Source organism: Paractinoplanes maris, assembly GCF_023544465.1.
GTDB lineage: Bacteria > Actinomycetota > Actinomycetes > Mycobacteriales > Micromonosporaceae > Actinoplanes > Actinoplanes maris.
This window is the reverse complement of record NZ_JALPVL010000005.1, coordinates 302,174-317,469: the sequence shown is the minus strand read 5'-3', so window position 1 is coordinate 317,469 and position 15,296 is coordinate 302,174. Positions and strand designations below refer to the sequence as shown.

At 71.6% G+C, this 15,296-nt stretch carries 12 protein-coding genes and 1 pseudogene; 7 read left to right on the top strand and 6 right to left on the bottom strand.

Annotated features, from left to right (window positions below; translation table 11 throughout):
- Positions 1-411 precede the first annotated feature (411 nt).
- Genes NAG42_RS16590 through NAG42_RS16580 form a run of 3 tightly spaced genes read right to left on the bottom strand, consistent with a single transcriptional unit; the run spans position 412 to position 3,725 of the window.
- Complete coding sequence (locus NAG42_RS16590) at positions 412-1,710, bottom strand: VanW family protein (protein ID WP_250031188.1); 1,299 nt, start codon at positions 1,708-1,710, stop codon at positions 412-414.
- Positions 1,707-2,546 (bottom strand): serine/threonine-protein kinase, encoded by an 840-nt coding sequence (locus tag NAG42_RS16585; protein WP_250031187.1) that lies wholly within the window; start codon positions 2,544-2,546, stop codon positions 1,707-1,709. Before NAG42_RS16585 ends, NAG42_RS16590 begins: the two co-directional genes overlap by 4 nt.
- A gap of 57 nt (positions 2,547-2,603) precedes the next feature.
- Positions 2,604-3,725, bottom strand: coding sequence for a baeRF2 domain-containing protein (locus NAG42_RS16580; RefSeq protein WP_250031186.1), 1,122 nt, complete (start codon positions 3,723-3,725; stop codon positions 2,604-2,606).
- 150 nt (positions 3,726-3,875) lie between these two features.
- Between NAG42_RS16580 and NAG42_RS16575 the strand changes: the two genes are divergently transcribed.
- Entirely contained in the window at positions 3,876-4,748 is an 873-nt protein-coding gene (locus NAG42_RS16575) for a universal stress protein (RefSeq protein WP_250031185.1), read from the top strand.
- A gap of 174 nt (positions 4,749-4,922) precedes the next feature.
- Positions 4,923-5,240 (top strand): SDR family oxidoreductase, encoded by a 318-nt coding sequence (locus NAG42_RS16570; protein ID WP_250031184.1) that lies wholly within the window; start codon positions 4,923-4,925, stop codon positions 5,238-5,240.
- Here NAG42_RS16570 and NAG42_RS16565 read toward each other — a convergent pair whose 3' ends face one another.
- Positions 5,241-5,537: a hypothetical protein gene (locus NAG42_RS16565; protein WP_250031449.1), complete on the bottom strand. Its 297-nt coding sequence runs from the start codon at positions 5,535-5,537 to the stop codon at positions 5,241-5,243.
- Here NAG42_RS16565 and NAG42_RS45320 point away from each other — a divergent pair.
- Positions 5,479-5,766 (top strand): annotated as a pseudogene (locus tag NAG42_RS45320) (hypothetical protein); the annotation flags it as partial. The gene NAG42_RS16565 and the pseudogene NAG42_RS45320 overlap by 59 nt on opposite strands.
- A gap of 52 nt (positions 5,767-5,818) precedes the next feature.
- Here the strand turns inward: NAG42_RS45320 and NAG42_RS16560 are convergent.
- Positions 5,819-6,109 carry a hypothetical protein gene (locus tag NAG42_RS16560; protein ID WP_250031183.1) on the bottom strand — a complete coding sequence of 97 codons (291 nt, stop codon included), beginning with the start codon at positions 6,107-6,109 and terminating at the stop codon, positions 5,819-5,821.
- A 104-nt stretch (positions 6,110-6,213) separates the two neighbouring features.
- On the opposite strand from NAG42_RS16560, the gene NAG42_RS16555 reads away from it, so the two are divergent.
- Both NAG42_RS16555 and NAG42_RS16550 read left to right on the top strand, forming a co-directional pair.
- Positions 6,214-7,545: a radical SAM protein gene (locus tag NAG42_RS16555; RefSeq protein WP_250031182.1), complete on the top strand. Its 1,332-nt coding sequence runs from the start codon at positions 6,214-6,216 to the stop codon at positions 7,543-7,545.
- Positions 7,546-7,996: 451 nt separating this feature from the next.
- Positions 7,997-8,659, top strand: coding sequence for a hypothetical protein (locus NAG42_RS16550; protein ID WP_250031181.1), 663 nt, complete (start codon positions 7,997-7,999; stop codon positions 8,657-8,659).
- Here NAG42_RS16550 and NAG42_RS16545 read toward each other — a convergent pair.
- Positions 8,652-10,478, bottom strand: coding sequence for a serine/threonine-protein kinase (locus tag NAG42_RS16545; protein WP_250031180.1), 1,827 nt, complete (start codon positions 10,476-10,478; stop codon positions 8,652-8,654). The genes NAG42_RS16550 and NAG42_RS16545 overlap by 8 nt on opposite strands.
- Before the next feature lie 391 nt (positions 10,479-10,869).
- Between NAG42_RS16545 and NAG42_RS16540 the strand changes: the two genes are divergently transcribed.
- Both NAG42_RS16540 and NAG42_RS16535 read left to right on the top strand, forming a co-directional pair.
- Positions 10,870-14,946: a SpoIIE family protein phosphatase gene (locus tag NAG42_RS16540; protein WP_250031179.1), complete on the top strand. Its 4,077-nt coding sequence runs from the start codon at positions 10,870-10,872 to the stop codon at positions 14,944-14,946.
- The gene (locus tag NAG42_RS16535) at positions 14,943-15,248 is read left to right on the top strand and encodes an STAS domain-containing protein (RefSeq protein ID WP_250031178.1); all 306 of its coding nucleotides are present in this window, start codon (positions 14,943-14,945) and stop codon (positions 15,246-15,248) included. Before NAG42_RS16540 ends, NAG42_RS16535 begins: the two co-directional genes overlap by 4 nt.
- Positions 15,249-15,296 lie beyond the last annotated feature (48 nt).

Sequence of the window (15,296 nt, the reverse complement as noted above, 5' to 3'; positions counted from 1 at the left end):
CTGCCCTTGCTCACGATGAGCTGCGCTTGCCGTCGCCCGGAGAGCCCCCAAGCCAGGGTGAGAGCTGTGGTGAAAGACCCAGCTGTTGTCGTCCTCCGACGTAGGCCGAAGGCGGACGCGACCGGCATTGTTAAGTTCCCGCGCCCCACCACCCAGGCCGGCCTGCTTTCGCTGACCGCCTGGTTTCACCCCCAGCGCGGCAGCCAGACCACCTACCCGTCAGGTGACCGCCACCCTGGTCAGGCATTCAGCTGCCGGTGACCAAGGTCTTCAGCCGGCGGCGAGCTCGCCCGCAAGGGCGGAGGCGGGGGTGAGCAAGCAAGGCCGTAGCTGCTTTTCAGGCCCTGCTTGCTCACCCCCGCCTCCGCCCGTCCAGCGCAAGCAAGTCCAACCCACCAAGCATCCGGCGAATCAATCGAGGCCTTGATAAGTCCAGTTCAACGTGTTCGTCCCCTGGACGTCGCCGCCCTGGCTGATCGTGCGCTTGACCGTGATGCGGAACCCGCCGTTGTCGCGCGGCTGCCGGGGGCCGGTCACCGAGGAGACCTCGCGGTCGCCCGTGTGGCCGTAGATTCCGACTGTCACTGACGTATCCGTGGTGCGCGTCCGGATGACGAGCGGGGCTGACGTGTCGTTGTGGATCACCTGGTCGATGGCGCGCCAGTCCAGCGTCGCCTCGCGTCCTGGGGGGTAGCGGCTGATGTAGAGCGAGTGGGGCTGGTGTTTCTCGATGTCCAGTCCGGCGAACCAGGCCGCGTTGAACAGGGTTGTCGAGAACTGGGAGACGCCGCCGCCCAGTTGGTCCTCCAGTTCGCCGTCCACGATGGCGGGGGCCGGCACGAAACCTTGGGCGCGGGTGCGTTCGCCGGCCGCGTCGTTCAGGGAGAACGTCTTTCCGGCCGGCACCACCGTGCCGTCGATGAGTTCGGCTATCCGGTGGATGTTGGTGACTCTGGGCGCGCAGCACGGGTGGTAGGTCGTGAACGTGCCGATCAGCTGGTCCACGCCCGCCAGTTTCGGGGTGTCGTCGGCCGGTTGCAGGGTCTTCGCCGGGAGGCTCACCATCGTGCTGCCACTTCGTACTGCTTCGGTCAGGAGCCGTACGGCGTCCTGGGTCTGCACGCCCCGGCCGGGCTCGCCCGGGTCGAGCGTCACGCCTCGGTCCGATGCGGTGTAGGCCAGATCGCCCTTTCCGTCGAGCACCGTCTGTGGCGCCGCCAGCCGGACCGACGCGTTGCGGGCCGGCTGGTTGACCGGCTTCAGTGCCTCGTTCAAGCCCTCCTGCGCTCGCCTCTCGTCGACGGTCAGCGCCGGCGGCAGTTCCCGTCGCTCACCGGGGAGGCGCAGCCTGGTGGTGCCCGCGCTGCGCTCGGTGGCGGCGACGTCGAGCCGGATGCCGAGTTCGGCCGGCCGTACGGTGAAGCGCTCGGTGCCGGCGACGATCGCCACCGGCTGTTCCACGCGCAGGCGTACCGGGCCGTCGATCGCGCCGCGCAGGCCGTTGCGGTCGAGTCCGCCGATGGCCACCCCGACGACGTACGTGTCGGCCGGCACCACCGGTGACGGCCGCACCACCAGGACGCCCACGCCGACGATGACCACCACGACGGCGATGCCCAGCCAGAGCAGCCACCGGCGGGAGCGTTGCGGCGCGGGCGGCGGCGTCACCGCCGCCGAGGCCGTCCAGCGCTCGTTCCCGTACGTCGTCATGCGTTGATCATGCGCCGGGAGCGCGGTTTCGACATCGGTACGTTGACTGCACTCACACCCGGTGTGATCAGGGCCTCGCGTGCCTGCTCGACGCTCCACCGGCGGGCCGGGTCGGCCGCGAGCAGGCCTTCGATGACCGGGCGGAGCGGGCCGGCGCGGTGGAACGGGGCCGGCGTGGCTTCCGTCACGGCCAGCATCGTGGCGAACAGGTCGCCCCGGTCGAACGGTGAGCGGCCCTCGACCGCCGCGTACAGGGTGGCGCCCAGCGTGAACAGGTCGCTCGCGGGCTCGGGCGGCGCCCCGTGCAGCTGCTCCGGCGAGACGTACGCCGGGCTGCCCTCGAAGCCTTCGGCCGGGGTGACCGCGGCCCCGACGGTGTAGGCGATGCCGAAGTCGATGAGCACCACCCGGCCGTCGGGGCACAGCTGCACGTTTCCCGGTTTGACGTCGCGGTGCACGATGCCCGCCCGGTGCACCGCGGCCAGCGCGTCCAGCAGGTGCAGGGCGATCCGGCGCACCGCCTCGACCGGCAGCGGGCCGTCGTTGGCCAGGACGTCGGCCAGGGTCCGTCCGCCCAGCGCCTCCATGACGATCCACGCCTCGTCGCCGTCGCGCACCAGGTCGAGGATGCGCACCGTGCCCGGGTGGGTCACGCTCGCCGCGGCCCGGGCCTCCTCGAGCGCCCGGACCCGCGCCGCCCGGGCCGGGTGCTCCACCTGCTTGACCGCGACCGGCCGGCCGAGCAGCTCGTCGCCGGCCAGCCACACCGCGCCCATGCCGCCGCGGCCCAGCAGTGAGCCGAGCCGGTAGCGGCCGCCGACCAAACGATTTCTCATGCCATTGACGATGGCGATCGGCGGCGATCCTGTCGTCCTGGCGAGCACCCAACTGCTCTACCGGTTAGCTGGAAGGTCGGGGTAGCGCAGCACGGCCCCGATGCCGTGTTCCAGCCGCACCTGCTCCGGCGTGACCAGGAAGAGCTGGGCGCCGGTGCCCGCGATGGCCCGGACCAGCGCGGCGTCGGCCCGCACCCGCAGCGGCTGCTGGACCCCGGCCTCGCGCAGCGCCTGCTCGTCGACCGCGACCACCGTCGGGTCGTCCGGGTCGATCCACAGCTTGTCGGTCGAGGACTGGTCGTCGTTGAGCAGGACGGCGTCGGCCTGGCCGCGCTGCAGACGGGCCACCACGTCGGTCAGGCCGGCGCTCGCGCCGCCCTCGCCCAGCTGGGCCCGGTAGCGGTCGATGACGTCACCGGTGTGCCGGGCGGCGGTGTCGGCGATGGCTCGGAGCGTGACGTCGTCCAGGGCGGTCTCGTCGGCGCCGGCGCCGCGGGAGCCGGCTTCGGTGCGCACCACCCGGTCGTGCCAGCGCTTGGGCAGTTTCGCGATCAGATCCTGGACGGCGCGGATGTCGCCGCCGACCACGATCACCTCGGCGCCGATCGTCTCGGCCAGATCGACCGCGGCGGCCGCCACGTCGCCCGCGTTGCGCTTCCAGGTCTCCTCGACCGAGTGGTCGTACCGCGTTTCCGACCAGCCGCCGGCCCGGGCCTTGTGGATCGGCCAGGTCTCGGTGCCGGCCACCGTCTCGTGGCGCGGGGCGCCGCCGACGCTGAGCGCGTCCAGGTCACCCCCGGTGCGGTCGGCGAGGACCCGGACGTACGAGATCTCCTCGCCCCGCTGGACGAGCAGCGGCATGACGTGGGGGAGCGGTTCGGCGTACGCGCTCCCGGCGACCGGCGCGGCCGGGAGGGCCTCGACCAGCGCGACGTCGGTGCCGTTGGCGAAGACGGCGATGCCGTGCCGTCCCGGCAGGTAGGGGCGTTCGTGCACAGTGTCCTCGACGGCGTTGATGGTGGCCGGGTCGGCGCCACGCGCGGTCAGCTGTTCCCGCATCGCGCGCAACCGGAGGTCGATCTCGTGCTCGGCGTTCTGCTCGGACCGCGTCGTGTCGAGATAGACCGACACCCACGAGCCGGGGCGGTCGAACAGGGGTCGCAGGAATGCCAGGTTCATGACGGGCACCTTCCGCTTGCGCTGGAGTGGTCTTTCCAGCCCTACCCACGGGGTGCGCGTTCTACGTGACACGAGACCAGCGACACGGTGACCGTCACGTTCGGCGGGCGACGCCGGTCAGTGAGGGGTGAGGAGCGAGAGGGGTTACCGATGCGAGCACGCGTGATCGTGGGTATCGACGGTTCCGAGCAAGCTTTGAACGCGGTGCGCGCGGCGGCGGCCGAGGCGTCCCGCCGCGCCATGCCGCTGCACATCGTGCATGCCTTCCGCTGGCCGATGGTGCGGGTGGACACCGGGCCGGTCGCCGCGGACATGCCGGACAGCGGATTGGAGAACTTCGCGGCCGGCCTGCTGGACGAGGCGGTGCGGACGGCCCAGGCCGCCCAGCCCGGTGTTCGGGTCACCAAGGCCCTGATCGACGGCCCGGCGGCGCCGGTGCTGATCGAGGCCTCGCGGGGCGCGGCCCTGCTGGTGCTGGGCGACCGCGGCCTGGGCAGCATCAGCGGCATCGTCATCGGCTCGGTGGCGGTGCACGCGGCCGCGCACGCCGACTGCCCGGTGCTGGTGATCCGGGGCGACGAACCGCCGGTGGGGCCGGTGGTCGTCGGGGTCGACGGCTCGGAGTCGTCCGAGCAGGCGGTCGGGTTCGCGTTCGACGAGAGCTCGCGCCGCGGGGTGCCGCTGAGGCCGGTGATCGCCTGGCACGAGGATGGCCCGGCGGGCGCCCATCAATGGCGCTCGGCGTCGACCGCGGCCGAGACGTACGAGGCGGAGGCGCAGCGCACGCTCAGCGAGCAGCTGAGCGGGTGGCGGGGCAAGTATCCCGATGTCGAGGTGGCCCCGCTGGCGCTGCACGGACATCCGCGCCAGATGCTGGCCGAGCTGTCCCGGGAGACGCAGCTGACCGTGGTCGGTGCCCGCGGCCTGGGCGCCTTCCAGGGTCTGCTGCTCGGCTCGGTCAGCCAGTCACTGCTTTACCACGCGGCCGGCCCGGTGGCGGTCGTGCGAGGGGGGACGTCGTGAGGATCGCCGTGCTGGGCGGGACGGGGCTGATCGGTTCGCGGGTCGTCGCCGTGCTGAGGTCGCGCGGTCACGAGGCGACGCCGCACTCGCTGTCCACCGGCGTCGACCTGCGCACCGGGCAGGGGCTGCCCGAGGCGGTGAAAGGCGCCGAGGTGGTGGTTCATCGACCGGGTCGTGTCGTGGACCTCCGACGAGACCACGGTCCGGCTACCGGCCACGTTGCTGCAGCCGATCGCCGCCGACGACGTGGTCCGTATCGTGGCCGGCGTCGCCGCGACCGGCGTCCTCGAGGACATCCTGGAGATCGCCGGTCCCGAGGTCTTCCCGCTCGACCAGTTGGGACGGATGACGCTGGCCGCTCGGGGCGACGAACGACCGGTCGTGGTGGATCCCTCGGCCGGCCTTTACTCGTACGTCCGGGGCACTGCCCTGCTCGCCGGGGACGACGCCGTGCTGGCCGAGACCACCTATCGCCAGTGGCTGGGGGTGTGATCAGGCGCCCATCCGGATCAGGGCGTTGCCGCCCAGCATGAGCAGGTCGGCTCCGGCCACCAGGGCCAGGCTCAGGTTCAGGTGGCGGGCCGCCTGCTCCGGTTCGGTGTCCCGCAGGCCGCGCAGCGAGAAGACGCCGGCCGCGATCACCAGGGGGATGCCGCCGATCAGCAGCAGACCGACCGAGCCCGGTGTGTGACCGCCGGTCACCAGCAGGATCAGCATCACTGTGGGCACTATGCCGAAGACCAGCACGGCGATCACGCTGTACCACCGCAGCGACCTGGTCGCTTCCATGTTTGCCACGCCGCCGATTATCCAGCAGGCCCCGAACCCGCTGGAGGGCCAGGTCGGTCAGCCGGCGCCGCGGAACGCCGCGCGCCCGGGCCAGCGCCTCCACCGACAGGTCGCCTGCACCGCGTACACCTGGCTGCTCGACCACGTCGCGCCGCGGATCGCCGGCACCTATGCGTTCGTCAACCCGGTCGTCGCGGTCGTGCTGGGCTGGTGGATCCTCGGCGAGCCGCTGACCGGGCGCACGCTGCTGGCCACCGGAGTGATCGCGGCCGGGGTGGCGCTCATCGTTCTGGCGCCAGTGCCCGCACCCCCTCCTCCCACCGCTTCCGCCGCTCGTCGAGGGACTGCTCCCACCACGGCGTCCCGCGCTCGCCCAGAGCCACCTTGGCCAGCTGGACGCGGGCCCGGGCCGGAGCGGTGTCCTCGCCCGCGCGCTTGAGCGTGCCGACGTCGCGGCGGGCGGCCATCAGGGCCTTGCGCAGCACGGCCCCGACGTCCTCGGGGATGGCCGGGTCGGTGGCGCGCCACCGGCGTCCCTTGATGAGCACGTAGCGTTCGTCCTCGCCGTCCATCCTCGTACGGTAAGTGATTGATCGCGCATCCATTTGCAGGTGCCGGGGGCGGGGCGGCAGTGTGGTGGGGTAGGTCGCGGTTGGTTTGTTGATCAGGAGGGCCCATGCGGTCACGCACCGATGTCGTCGAGGACTTGATGGCACGTTTCCCGAATGTTCCGCGGGAGGCCGTCGTCAAGGAGGACCTGCTGCGCGGCGGGCTGGCGTTCGACGACTCGGCGTTGACCGACAACGAGAACGGCGACGTCAAGCCGAAGTCGTACTTCATCTTCTCGTTCGACCACCGCACGCTCCCCGAGCTGGGCACGGCCGCGCTGCGCCGCCCGCCGGAGGAGATCGTGCTCACCGGCGGCCCCTATGACTTCCGCCGTACGGTCGTGTCGGTCCGCATCAACCCGAGCTCGCCGTACCGGGTGAAGACCGACGACGACGGCGTCATGCACCTCTACCTCGACGGCAAGCCGATCGCCGACGTCGGGCTGCCCCCGATGCCCGACTACTACCGGCACACGCTGGCCAACGGCAAGCGGGTGATGGAGGTGGCCCCGACGATCCAGTGGGGCTACCTGATCTACCTGACCGCCTTCCGGGTCTGCCAGTATTTCGGCGCCAAGGAGGAGTGCCAGTACTGCGACATCAACCACAACTGGCGCCAGCACAAGGCGGCCGGTCGGCCCTACACCGGAGTCAAGCCGGTCGATGAGATCCTCGAGGCGCTCGCGATCATCGACAAGCACGACACCGCGCGCACGTCGCAGGCCTACACGCTGACCGGCGGCAGCATCACCTCGCAGGTCGGCGGCAAGACCGAGGCCGACTTCTACGGCCAGTACGCGCAGGCGATCGAGGAGCACTTCCCCGGGCGGTGGATCGGCAAGGTGGTGGCCCAGGCGCTGCCCCGGGCCGACGTCCAGCGCTTCAAGGACTACGGCATCCAGATCTATCACCCCAACTACGAGGTGTGGGACAAGAAGCTGTTCGAGCTCTACTGCCCCGGCAAGGAGCGCTACGTGGGCCGCGCGGAGTGGCACCGCCGCATCCTCGAGTCGGCCGAGGTCTTCGGGCCGCGCAACGTGATCCCCAACTTCGTGGCCGGGGTCGAGATGGCCGCGCCGCACGGCTTCACCACCGTGAACGAGGCGATCGACTCGACCGCCGAGGGCCTGCAGTACTTCATGTCGCGCGGCATCACGCCGCGGTTCACCACGTGGTGCCCGGAGCCGACGACCCCGCTGGGCAAGTCGAACCCGGAGGGCGCGCCGTTGGAATACCACGTGCGGCTGCTCGAGACGTACCGCGCGGTGATGGACGCCAACGGCCTGTCCAGCCCGCCCGGGTACGGCCCGGCCGGAGCCGGCCGGGCCGTGTTCTCGGTGAGCTCGTTCATGGACTCGCTGCCCGCGAACGACGAGACGGCGGAGGTCACCGCCAGGTGACGTCCGACTCCTGATTGTCCTTTTTCACTCGGAGTCATAGACGGCAGGGCCGGAACTTCGTGTTCAGGCCCTGCTGAGGACTGCGGTGGGTGAGCAGACGCGACGTGACCGTGGTGCCACGGAAAGCATTCCGCGTGTCGCTTTACGGGGCTTTTTCCGCCGATTCAACGGGCGGCCTGACTGGTCAGATCAGCCAATTCCGAGATCAATTCCCACTGATCATCGTAACGGCGCTGAGCAGGGAAAACTGATGGCCGGGGGAGTTGTCAACCCGTCATTCCCGTACGGGGGAAAGGGTGTTGACCGGCTGGGCAGGATGTGGGTCGTGGCAGCGGAATCTCCCGAACTCACCAGAACGCGACGGCGTCGCCAAGCCTCTCGCTCGAGCTACGCACCGTCATCACCCCGCCATTCGTACGGGATCCCGGGCGATCCCGCCCCACCGCCGGTCGTGCGCGGGGAGGGCATCGAGGCGCTGACCCATGACGTCCTCATCCGGCGCTCGCTGGAGATGTCGCCCAACGGCTTCATCACCATCGTCAGCATCATCCAGGGCGTCGCGCTGGCGCTGCTGGCCGAGAAGACGTTCGACGACCCCAGCGTGCTGGTCGGGCTGCAGGCCGTCGCGCTGTTGTTGATCTTCGTGTGCGTCTTCTACTGGTATCTGACCCTCAGCGTCCTGATCCGCTGGGCGCCGTCCTTCCTGGACTGCTTCCTGCCCTTCGCGATCGGCGGTCTGGAGATCCCACCGGCCTACTTCCTCGGCGACGCCCGCGCCTGGAACCTCTGGCTGGCCCTGTTCTGGGCGGGCACCGCCGTCGGGCTTTGGATCACCAAGAAATGGACGCCGCCGTCCCACTTCGGCGAGGCCCGCGACGCCCACCGGATGTTCATCGACCTGGCCCGCCGGCTGCAGATGACGGCCGGCGTGGGTGCCCTGGCCGTCGGCTTCTGCGGCATCTTCGCCTACCTGGACTGGACCCATCAGACGTTCTGGGGCCTGATGGGCGTGGCCGCGATCCTCGGCACCATCGGCTTCGTCGTGATGCGCACCGAGAACGGCGCCGCCCGCATCCACCAGCGCTTCGGCGTCAGCCGGCCGCCCTTCAACTAGGGAAGCCCTGGCCGGTCTCGACGTCCACCTCCTCCGAGGTGACCGTGGTGCCGTCCAGGGTGGCTGTGCCGGTGGTCGGGTTGAGTTCGGGAGCGGTCTGCGAGGTGTCGCCGACATTGAGGACGCCGACCTGGCGGCCGTCGGGCAGAATGATCCAGCCGCCCTTCACCGTGGCGTTGCGCACCCGGCCGGACGCTCGGTAGAGGCCCGACGGCTTGTGGACGGCCGGGACGTCGTACGCGGAGGTCTTGCCCTGCAGGGTGAGCCGGCTGCTCAACGCCTGTGCGGTGTAGGAGCCGGTCAGCTTGGCGCCCTTCTTGCTGGTCATCGTCAGGGCGCCGTCGGCCGCGGTGCCGCTGAACCAGACCTCGATGCGGTTGCCGTCGCAGAGGTAGGCGACCGCCTTTCCGTCGTGCAGGGCGACATAGAGGGTGCCGTTGTCGCCGGGCAGGTGGTCGGCGTAGGTGGCCCGGGTGGTGTCCTTGCGAGCGACGGTCTCGGTCGGGATGGGGACGGGAGCGACCGTGGCCGGTGAGGTGGCCGGTGCCGTCGTCGCGGCCGACGTCGTGGGCGCGGGCGGCATCACGACGGGATCGTCGCCGGCGTTGGCCTCGAGGGTGATGGCCAGCGCCGCGATCACGGCCAGGGCGGCGGCCGAGGAGGCGATGACCGTGCGCTTGCGGCCCCACCACCGGCCGTTCGGCGCCGGGGCGGGGCCGGGGCCGGCGGCGTATGCCGGGCCGGTCTGCTTGCGTCGCGGCGAGGGCTGCTGGTGGACGGTGGTCACGTGGACGTGCTCGGCGCCCAGCCAGGCCCGGGCCCGGACCGTCGAGTCGTCCTCGACCCACTCGCCGACGACGAGATCCGCCGAGGACGAGCCGGGCGGCAGGCCCGTCGCGGACGGCGGCGCCGGGATGCCGGTCCCCGCGCCGGCCGCGGACAACCGGGCCTGCTCGGACAACCGGGCCTGCTCGGACGACCGGGCCTGCTCGGACGACCGGGCCTGCTCGGCGGCGGGCGGACCGGGATCCACGTCGACGGTGAGCTCGGGCTGCGGCTCGCCCGACAGGCGGCCGGCGATCGAGCGGAACTGGGCCGCGGCACTACGCGCGGACGGTCGCTCCCACGGCTCGGCGGCCAGCAGCTTGCTCACCAGCGAGCGCAGCACCGGCGGCAGGGCCGACAAGCTGTCGGTGGCGTCCGGGCGTACGCCGGAGACGATCTCCGCCGTCAGCAGGCCGAGCGCGTAGACGTCGGCGGCCGCGGTCGGCAGGCCACCCCGGCCCAGCTCGGGCGCCTCGTAACCGGAGGCCGGGACGCCCGCGCCCGCCTCACGCAGCAGGGCGGTCAGGCCGAAGTCGGTGACCCGGACAGCCGTGGCCGTAGGGCCGTCCCGCAGGACCAGCACGTTCTCGGGCGTCAGGTCGAGGTGCAGCACTCCCTGGGCGTGCGCGACGGCCAACGCCCCGGCGACCTGGGCGGCGATGGCGGCGGCCTCCGCGGCCGGCAGCGTGCCACCCCGGTTGGTCAGGTAACGGCGCAGGTTGCGACCGTCCACGAAGTCGGTGACCAGGGCGAGCACGCCGGGCTCGGCGACGACGTCGCGCACCGCGGCGACCGCCGGGTGGGTGAGGTCGCGCAGCGCGGCCTCCTCGCGCAGGAGCACGGCGCGCACCCGCGGGTCGTCGGCCAGGTGCGGACGCAGGAGCTTGGCCGCCAGTTCGGGTCCGCCGCGACGACTGGTGGCCCGCCGCACGGTCGCCGATGCGCCCTGCCCGATTTCTTCGTGCAGGACATAGTGGCGACCGAGTTGTTCCACGGGTATTCCTTCCCAAGGGGTAATCCGGCCGGGGTCGGCCGGAAAATGGCGGCGGATAGCCGTTCGCATGAGCAGTGATGCCCGGCCCCACCTGGGGATAGACCATTGTCGACGGTTGCGCGGGAAATGGATTCCGTACCTCTGAGAATTCAGGGTGGAACTGCGCTGTCCCATCGGTCAGACGTATGAATTGCGGGAACCGTCCGGCGTCCGGGTGACCCCCCAACCGCCGTGACGGGGGAGTCGCCCATGGTCATCCGGGCCGTGCGGGGGATAGCAACCGGCGGTCTGGGTATAGGGCACCCGCCCGGAGGACGGTGGACAGCCGCGGGCTGCGTATCCTACGAGGCGACACCGCGCCGACGGGCGAGGAACGGGAGAAGCTCGCGCGATGACTCAGGACCGACCGGCCGGTGCCGAGGTGTTCGCCGGTGGCGGGGACGTCGGTCGCGACCTCCTGCGGGTCGACTGGGAGCAGACCCCGCTCGGCCCACCCCAGCAGTGGCCGCAGAGCCTGCGGACGGCGGTCAGCATCCTGCTGTCGTCCCGTTTCCCGATGTGGATGGCCTGGGGCCCGCAGCTGACGTTCTTCTGCAACGCCGCCTACCGGCGCGACACGCTGGGCCGCAAATATCCGTGGGCGCTGGGCCGGCCGGCCAACGAGGTCTGGGCCGAGATCTGGGACGACATCGGCCCGCGCATCGAGACCGTGCTCTCCACCGGCCACGCGACCTGGGACGAGGCACTGCTGCTCTTCCTGGAGCGCTCCGGCTACACCGAGGAGACCTACCACACCTTCTCCTACAGCCCGCTCCGCGACGACGACGGTGCGCTGGTCGGCATGCTGTGCGTGGTCAGCGAGGAGACCGACCGGGTGATCGGCGAGCGGCGGATGGCCACGCTGCGCGACCTCGGCTCCGACCCGAGCGTGGTGCGCACCGAGGCCCAGACGCTCGACTTCGCCGGCAGTCAGCTCGGCCGCAACCTGCGCGACCTGCCGTTCACGCTCACCTACCTGTTCGAGCCGGGCGGCGTACGCCTGGCCCAGGCCACCGGCGTCCCGGTCGGCCATCCCCTCGGGCATGTCGACAAGTGGCCGACCGAGGTCGTGGCCCGGGGCGATGCGGTGGTCGTGCCGCTCGACGGCGACCGGCCGGCCGGTGACTGGCCCGAGCCGCCGGACGAGGCCTTGCTCGTGCCGCTGCTGCAACAGGGCGACATCCCGTACGGGTTCATGGTCGCCGGCCTCAACCGCTACCGCGCGCTCGACGAGAGTTACCGCGGGTTCGTCGAGCTGACCGCCGGGCACGTGGCCGCCGGCATCGCGAGCGCCCGCAGCTATCAGGCCCAGCAGCGCCGGGCCGAGGAGCTGGCCGAGCTCGACCGGGCCAAGACCGCCTTCTTCTCCAACATCAGCCACGAGTTCCGCACCCCGCTGACGCTGATCATGGGGCCGCTCGAGGAGCTGCTGACCCGGGCCGACCTCGCCGACGACAGCGTGCGGGCCGAGCTCGAGGTGATCCACCGCAACGGTTTGCGGCTGGGCAAGCTGGTCAACGTGCTGCTCGACTTCTCGCGCCTCGAGGCCGGGCGCATGCAGGCCCGGTTCGAGCCGGTCGACCTGGCCAACGCCACCGCCGAACTGGCCAGCGTGTTCCGCTCGGCGGTCGAGCGGGCCGGGCTGACGTTCGAGGTGGACACGCCGCCGCTGCGCGAGCCGGTCCACCTCGACCGCGGCATGTGGGAGAAGATCGTCCTCAACCTGCTCAGCAACGCTCTCAAGTTCACCTTCACCGGCGGCGTCCGGATAGCCGTACGGGAAGAAGCCGGCGTCGCCACGGTGACGGTGACCGACACCGGGGTCGGGGTGCCCACGGACGAGATGCCGCGCCTGTTCGAGCGGTTCCACCGCATCGAGAACGCCCGGTCCCGGTCCAACGAAGGTAGCGGCATCGGCCTCGCGCTGGTCAAGGAGCTGGTGGAGCTCCACGGCGGCACCATCACGGCCGAGAGCACGTTCGGCGAGGGCACCACCTTCACGATCCGCTTGCCGCTGGGCATCGACCATCTGCCGGCGGGCGCCGTCACCTCACCGAGCAGCACCGCCGCGGTCACCTCGGGCGCCGAGCCGTACGTGCAGGAGGCCCTGCGCTGGCTGCCGGGTGCCGCGCCGGCCACGCCCGACCTGCCGCCGACGACGAAGGCGCCGGCCACCGTCCTGGTCGCCGACGACAACGCCGACATGCGGGATTACCTCGGCCGGCTGTTGCGCTCGGCCGGCCATATCGTGCAGACCGTGCCCGACGGACAGGCCGCCCTCGAAGCGGCCCGGGTGCGCAACCCCGACCTGATCGTCAGCGACGTCATGATGCCCCGGCTCGGCGGCCTCGAGCTGGTGGCGGCTCTGCGGGCCGATTCCCGTACGGCGGGGACACCCGTCCTGCTGCTGTCGGCGCGGGCCGGGCAGGAGGCGTCCATCGAGGGCCTCGAAGCCGGTGCCGACGACTACCTGGTCAAGCCGTTCTCGTCGGCCGAGCTGCTGGCCCGCGTCCGCGCCAACGTCGAGCTGGCCCGGCTGCGCAACCACCACTCGCGCTGGCGCACGGCGCTGATCGACTCGCTGCAGGAGGCGTTCTTCGTCTGCGACGAGGACGGCGTCGTCATCGAGACGAACTCGACGTTCACCGACGTGCTCGGCTTCGGACCGGAAGGACTGCCGTACCCGCCGGTGCATCCCTGGTGGCCCGACCACGACACCGACCCCGCGGCGTACGAGCAGGTCGCCGAAGCCCTGGAGCTGCTGGTGGGGCAGACCCGCGGCAACTACACGATCCCGGTGCAGCATCGAGACGGGCACCGGCTCTGGGTCGCCGCCGCCTTCAACCAGGTCGCCGACCCCGACACCGGGCGGCGGGTCATCGTCGGCACGTTCCGCGACGTCACCGACGAGCACTACGCGGTGCAGCGGGAGAGCGCCCTGGCCGCGCTGAGCGTGCGCCTGTCCCAGGCCGAGAGCCTGCCCGGGGCCCTGAGCGGCGTGCTGCCCGAGCTGGGCGAGCTGTGGCAGGCCAAGCGGGTCCACGCGGCCGTCTTCAACGGCTCCGGCCCACCCACCCTGGTCACCACCGACGAGTACGCCCGCTGGGACGCCCTGACCCCCGAGCGGCGCCAGGCGCTCACCGACCTGCGCGACAAACCGCTGCTCACCCCGGTCGCCGACGAGCCCGGCAGGGCCGGCATCGCGCTCGAGCACCCCGACGGCACGATGGTCCTGAGTCTCGAGCTGCGCGAGAAGCGGCCGTTCACCGAGCAGGACCGGACCCTGCTGGCGCTGCTCGCCGGCCACCTCGGCCAGGGGCTGCACCGCATCCACCAGATCGACGAGCAGCGCGAGACGGCGCTGGCCCTGCAACGCGCGATCCTCGGCCCGGCCCAGCTGCCGGTCGGTTTCGCCGTGCGCTACGCGCCCGCCACCCGCCCGCTCAAGGTCGGCGGTGACTGGTATGACACGGTCACGCTGACCGACGGCCGCATCGGCATCGTGGTCGGCGACTGCGTCGGCCACGGGCTGGAGGCGGCGACCGTCATGGGCCAGCTCCGCAGCGCGTGCCGGGCTCTGCTGCTGCAGAACACCGACCCGGCGCAGACGCTGACCGCGCTCGACCGGTTCGCCGCCCAGCTGCCCGGCGCCATGTGCGCGACCGTCTTCTGCGGCGTGCTCGACCCGGCGACGGGCGATCTGACCTACGCCAGCGCCGGGCACCCGCCGGCCGTGGTCGCCCGTCCCGACGGCGCCACCGATCTGCTCGACCAGGGCCGGTCCCGCCCGCTCGGGGTGCGCGCGGCCGCCGACCGCCCCGAAGCCCACTACACAGTGCCGGTCCGGGCCACCCTGCTGCTCTACACCGACGGGCTCGTCGAGCGCCGCCGCCAGTCGCTGACCGTCGGCATCGACCGGGTCGTGGCCGCCGTCCAGCAGGGCCGCGGGGCCTCGCTCGAAGAGCTGGCGACCGACGTCATGGACAGCATGGAACCGGCCACCGGGTACGACGACGATGTCGCCCTGCTCCTCTACCGTCAGCCCGGCCCGCTGGAGGTCGAGTTCCCGGCCGAGGCGACCCGCCTGGCCCCCTTGCGCTCGACGTTGCGCACGTGGCTGGCCCGCTGCGGCGTGGACTCCACGACCCAGCAGAACGTGCTGGTCGCGGTGGGGGAGGCGTGCGCCAACGCGATCGAGCACGGTCACCGCCAGCTGCCCGGCGGCCTGATCCGCCTGCGGGCCGCGGCCACCGCCCACACGCTGCACCTGACCATCACCGACACCGGGCTCTGGAAGACGCCGCAGCCCGCCGCCAACCCGCACCGGGGCCGGGGCTTCGCCCTGATGCGGGCGCTGATGAGCGAAGTGACCGTGACCACCGGCACGGCCGGGACCATCGTCGGCCTGCAAGCGAGGATTTCCCGATGAGCACACCGCTGACCTGCAGCACGGGCCGCCGCCCGGACGGCGCCGTCGTGCTCACCGCGACCGGCGAGATCGACATGAGCAACGCCGCCGCCTTCGCGACCGCGTTGACGTCGGCTGACGGCGAGTCGGACGGCGCCCCCTTCGTGGTCGACCTGACCCGCGTCGAATACATCGACAGCGCCGGCCTGGCCGTCCTGTTCCCCCACGTCGACCGCCTGCGCCTGCGCTCCAACCGCCTGCTGGCCCCGGTCCTGACCATCGCCGGCCTCGACGACATCACCACCGTCTCCGAAGAGTCGTAGATCTGCCACGTCCTCCGCCCGTCCGGCCGAAGCGTTTCGCCGCGCCGG

Coding starts and splice junctions, on each gene's coding strand:
- NAG42_RS16590 (WP_250031188.1), bottom strand. CDS start 1,710: ATGACGACGTACGGGAACGAGCGCTGGACGGCCTCGGCGGCGGTGACG.
- NAG42_RS16585 (WP_250031187.1), bottom strand. CDS start 2,546: ATGAGAAATCGTTTGGTCGGCGGCCGCTACCGGCTCGGCTCACTGCTG.
- NAG42_RS16580 (WP_250031186.1), bottom strand. CDS start 3,725: ATGAACCTGGCATTCCTGCGACCCCTGTTCGACCGCCCCGGCTCGTGG.
- NAG42_RS16575 (WP_250031185.1), top strand. CDS start 3,876: ATGCGAGCACGCGTGATCGTGGGTATCGACGGTTCCGAGCAAGCTTTG.
- NAG42_RS16565 (WP_250031449.1), bottom strand. CDS start 5,537: ATGGAAGCGACCAGGTCGCTGCGGTGGTACAGCGTGATCGCCGTGCTG.
- NAG42_RS16560 (WP_250031183.1), bottom strand. CDS start 6,109: ATGGACGGCGAGGACGAACGCTACGTGCTCATCAAGGGACGCCGGTGG.
- NAG42_RS16555 (WP_250031182.1), top strand. CDS start 6,214: ATGCGGTCACGCACCGATGTCGTCGAGGACTTGATGGCACGTTTCCCG.
- NAG42_RS16540 (WP_250031179.1), top strand. CDS start 10,870: ATGACTCAGGACCGACCGGCCGGTGCCGAGGTGTTCGCCGGTGGCGGG.
- NAG42_RS16535 (WP_250031178.1), top strand. CDS start 14,943: ATGAGCACACCGCTGACCTGCAGCACGGGCCGCCGCCCGGACGGCGCC.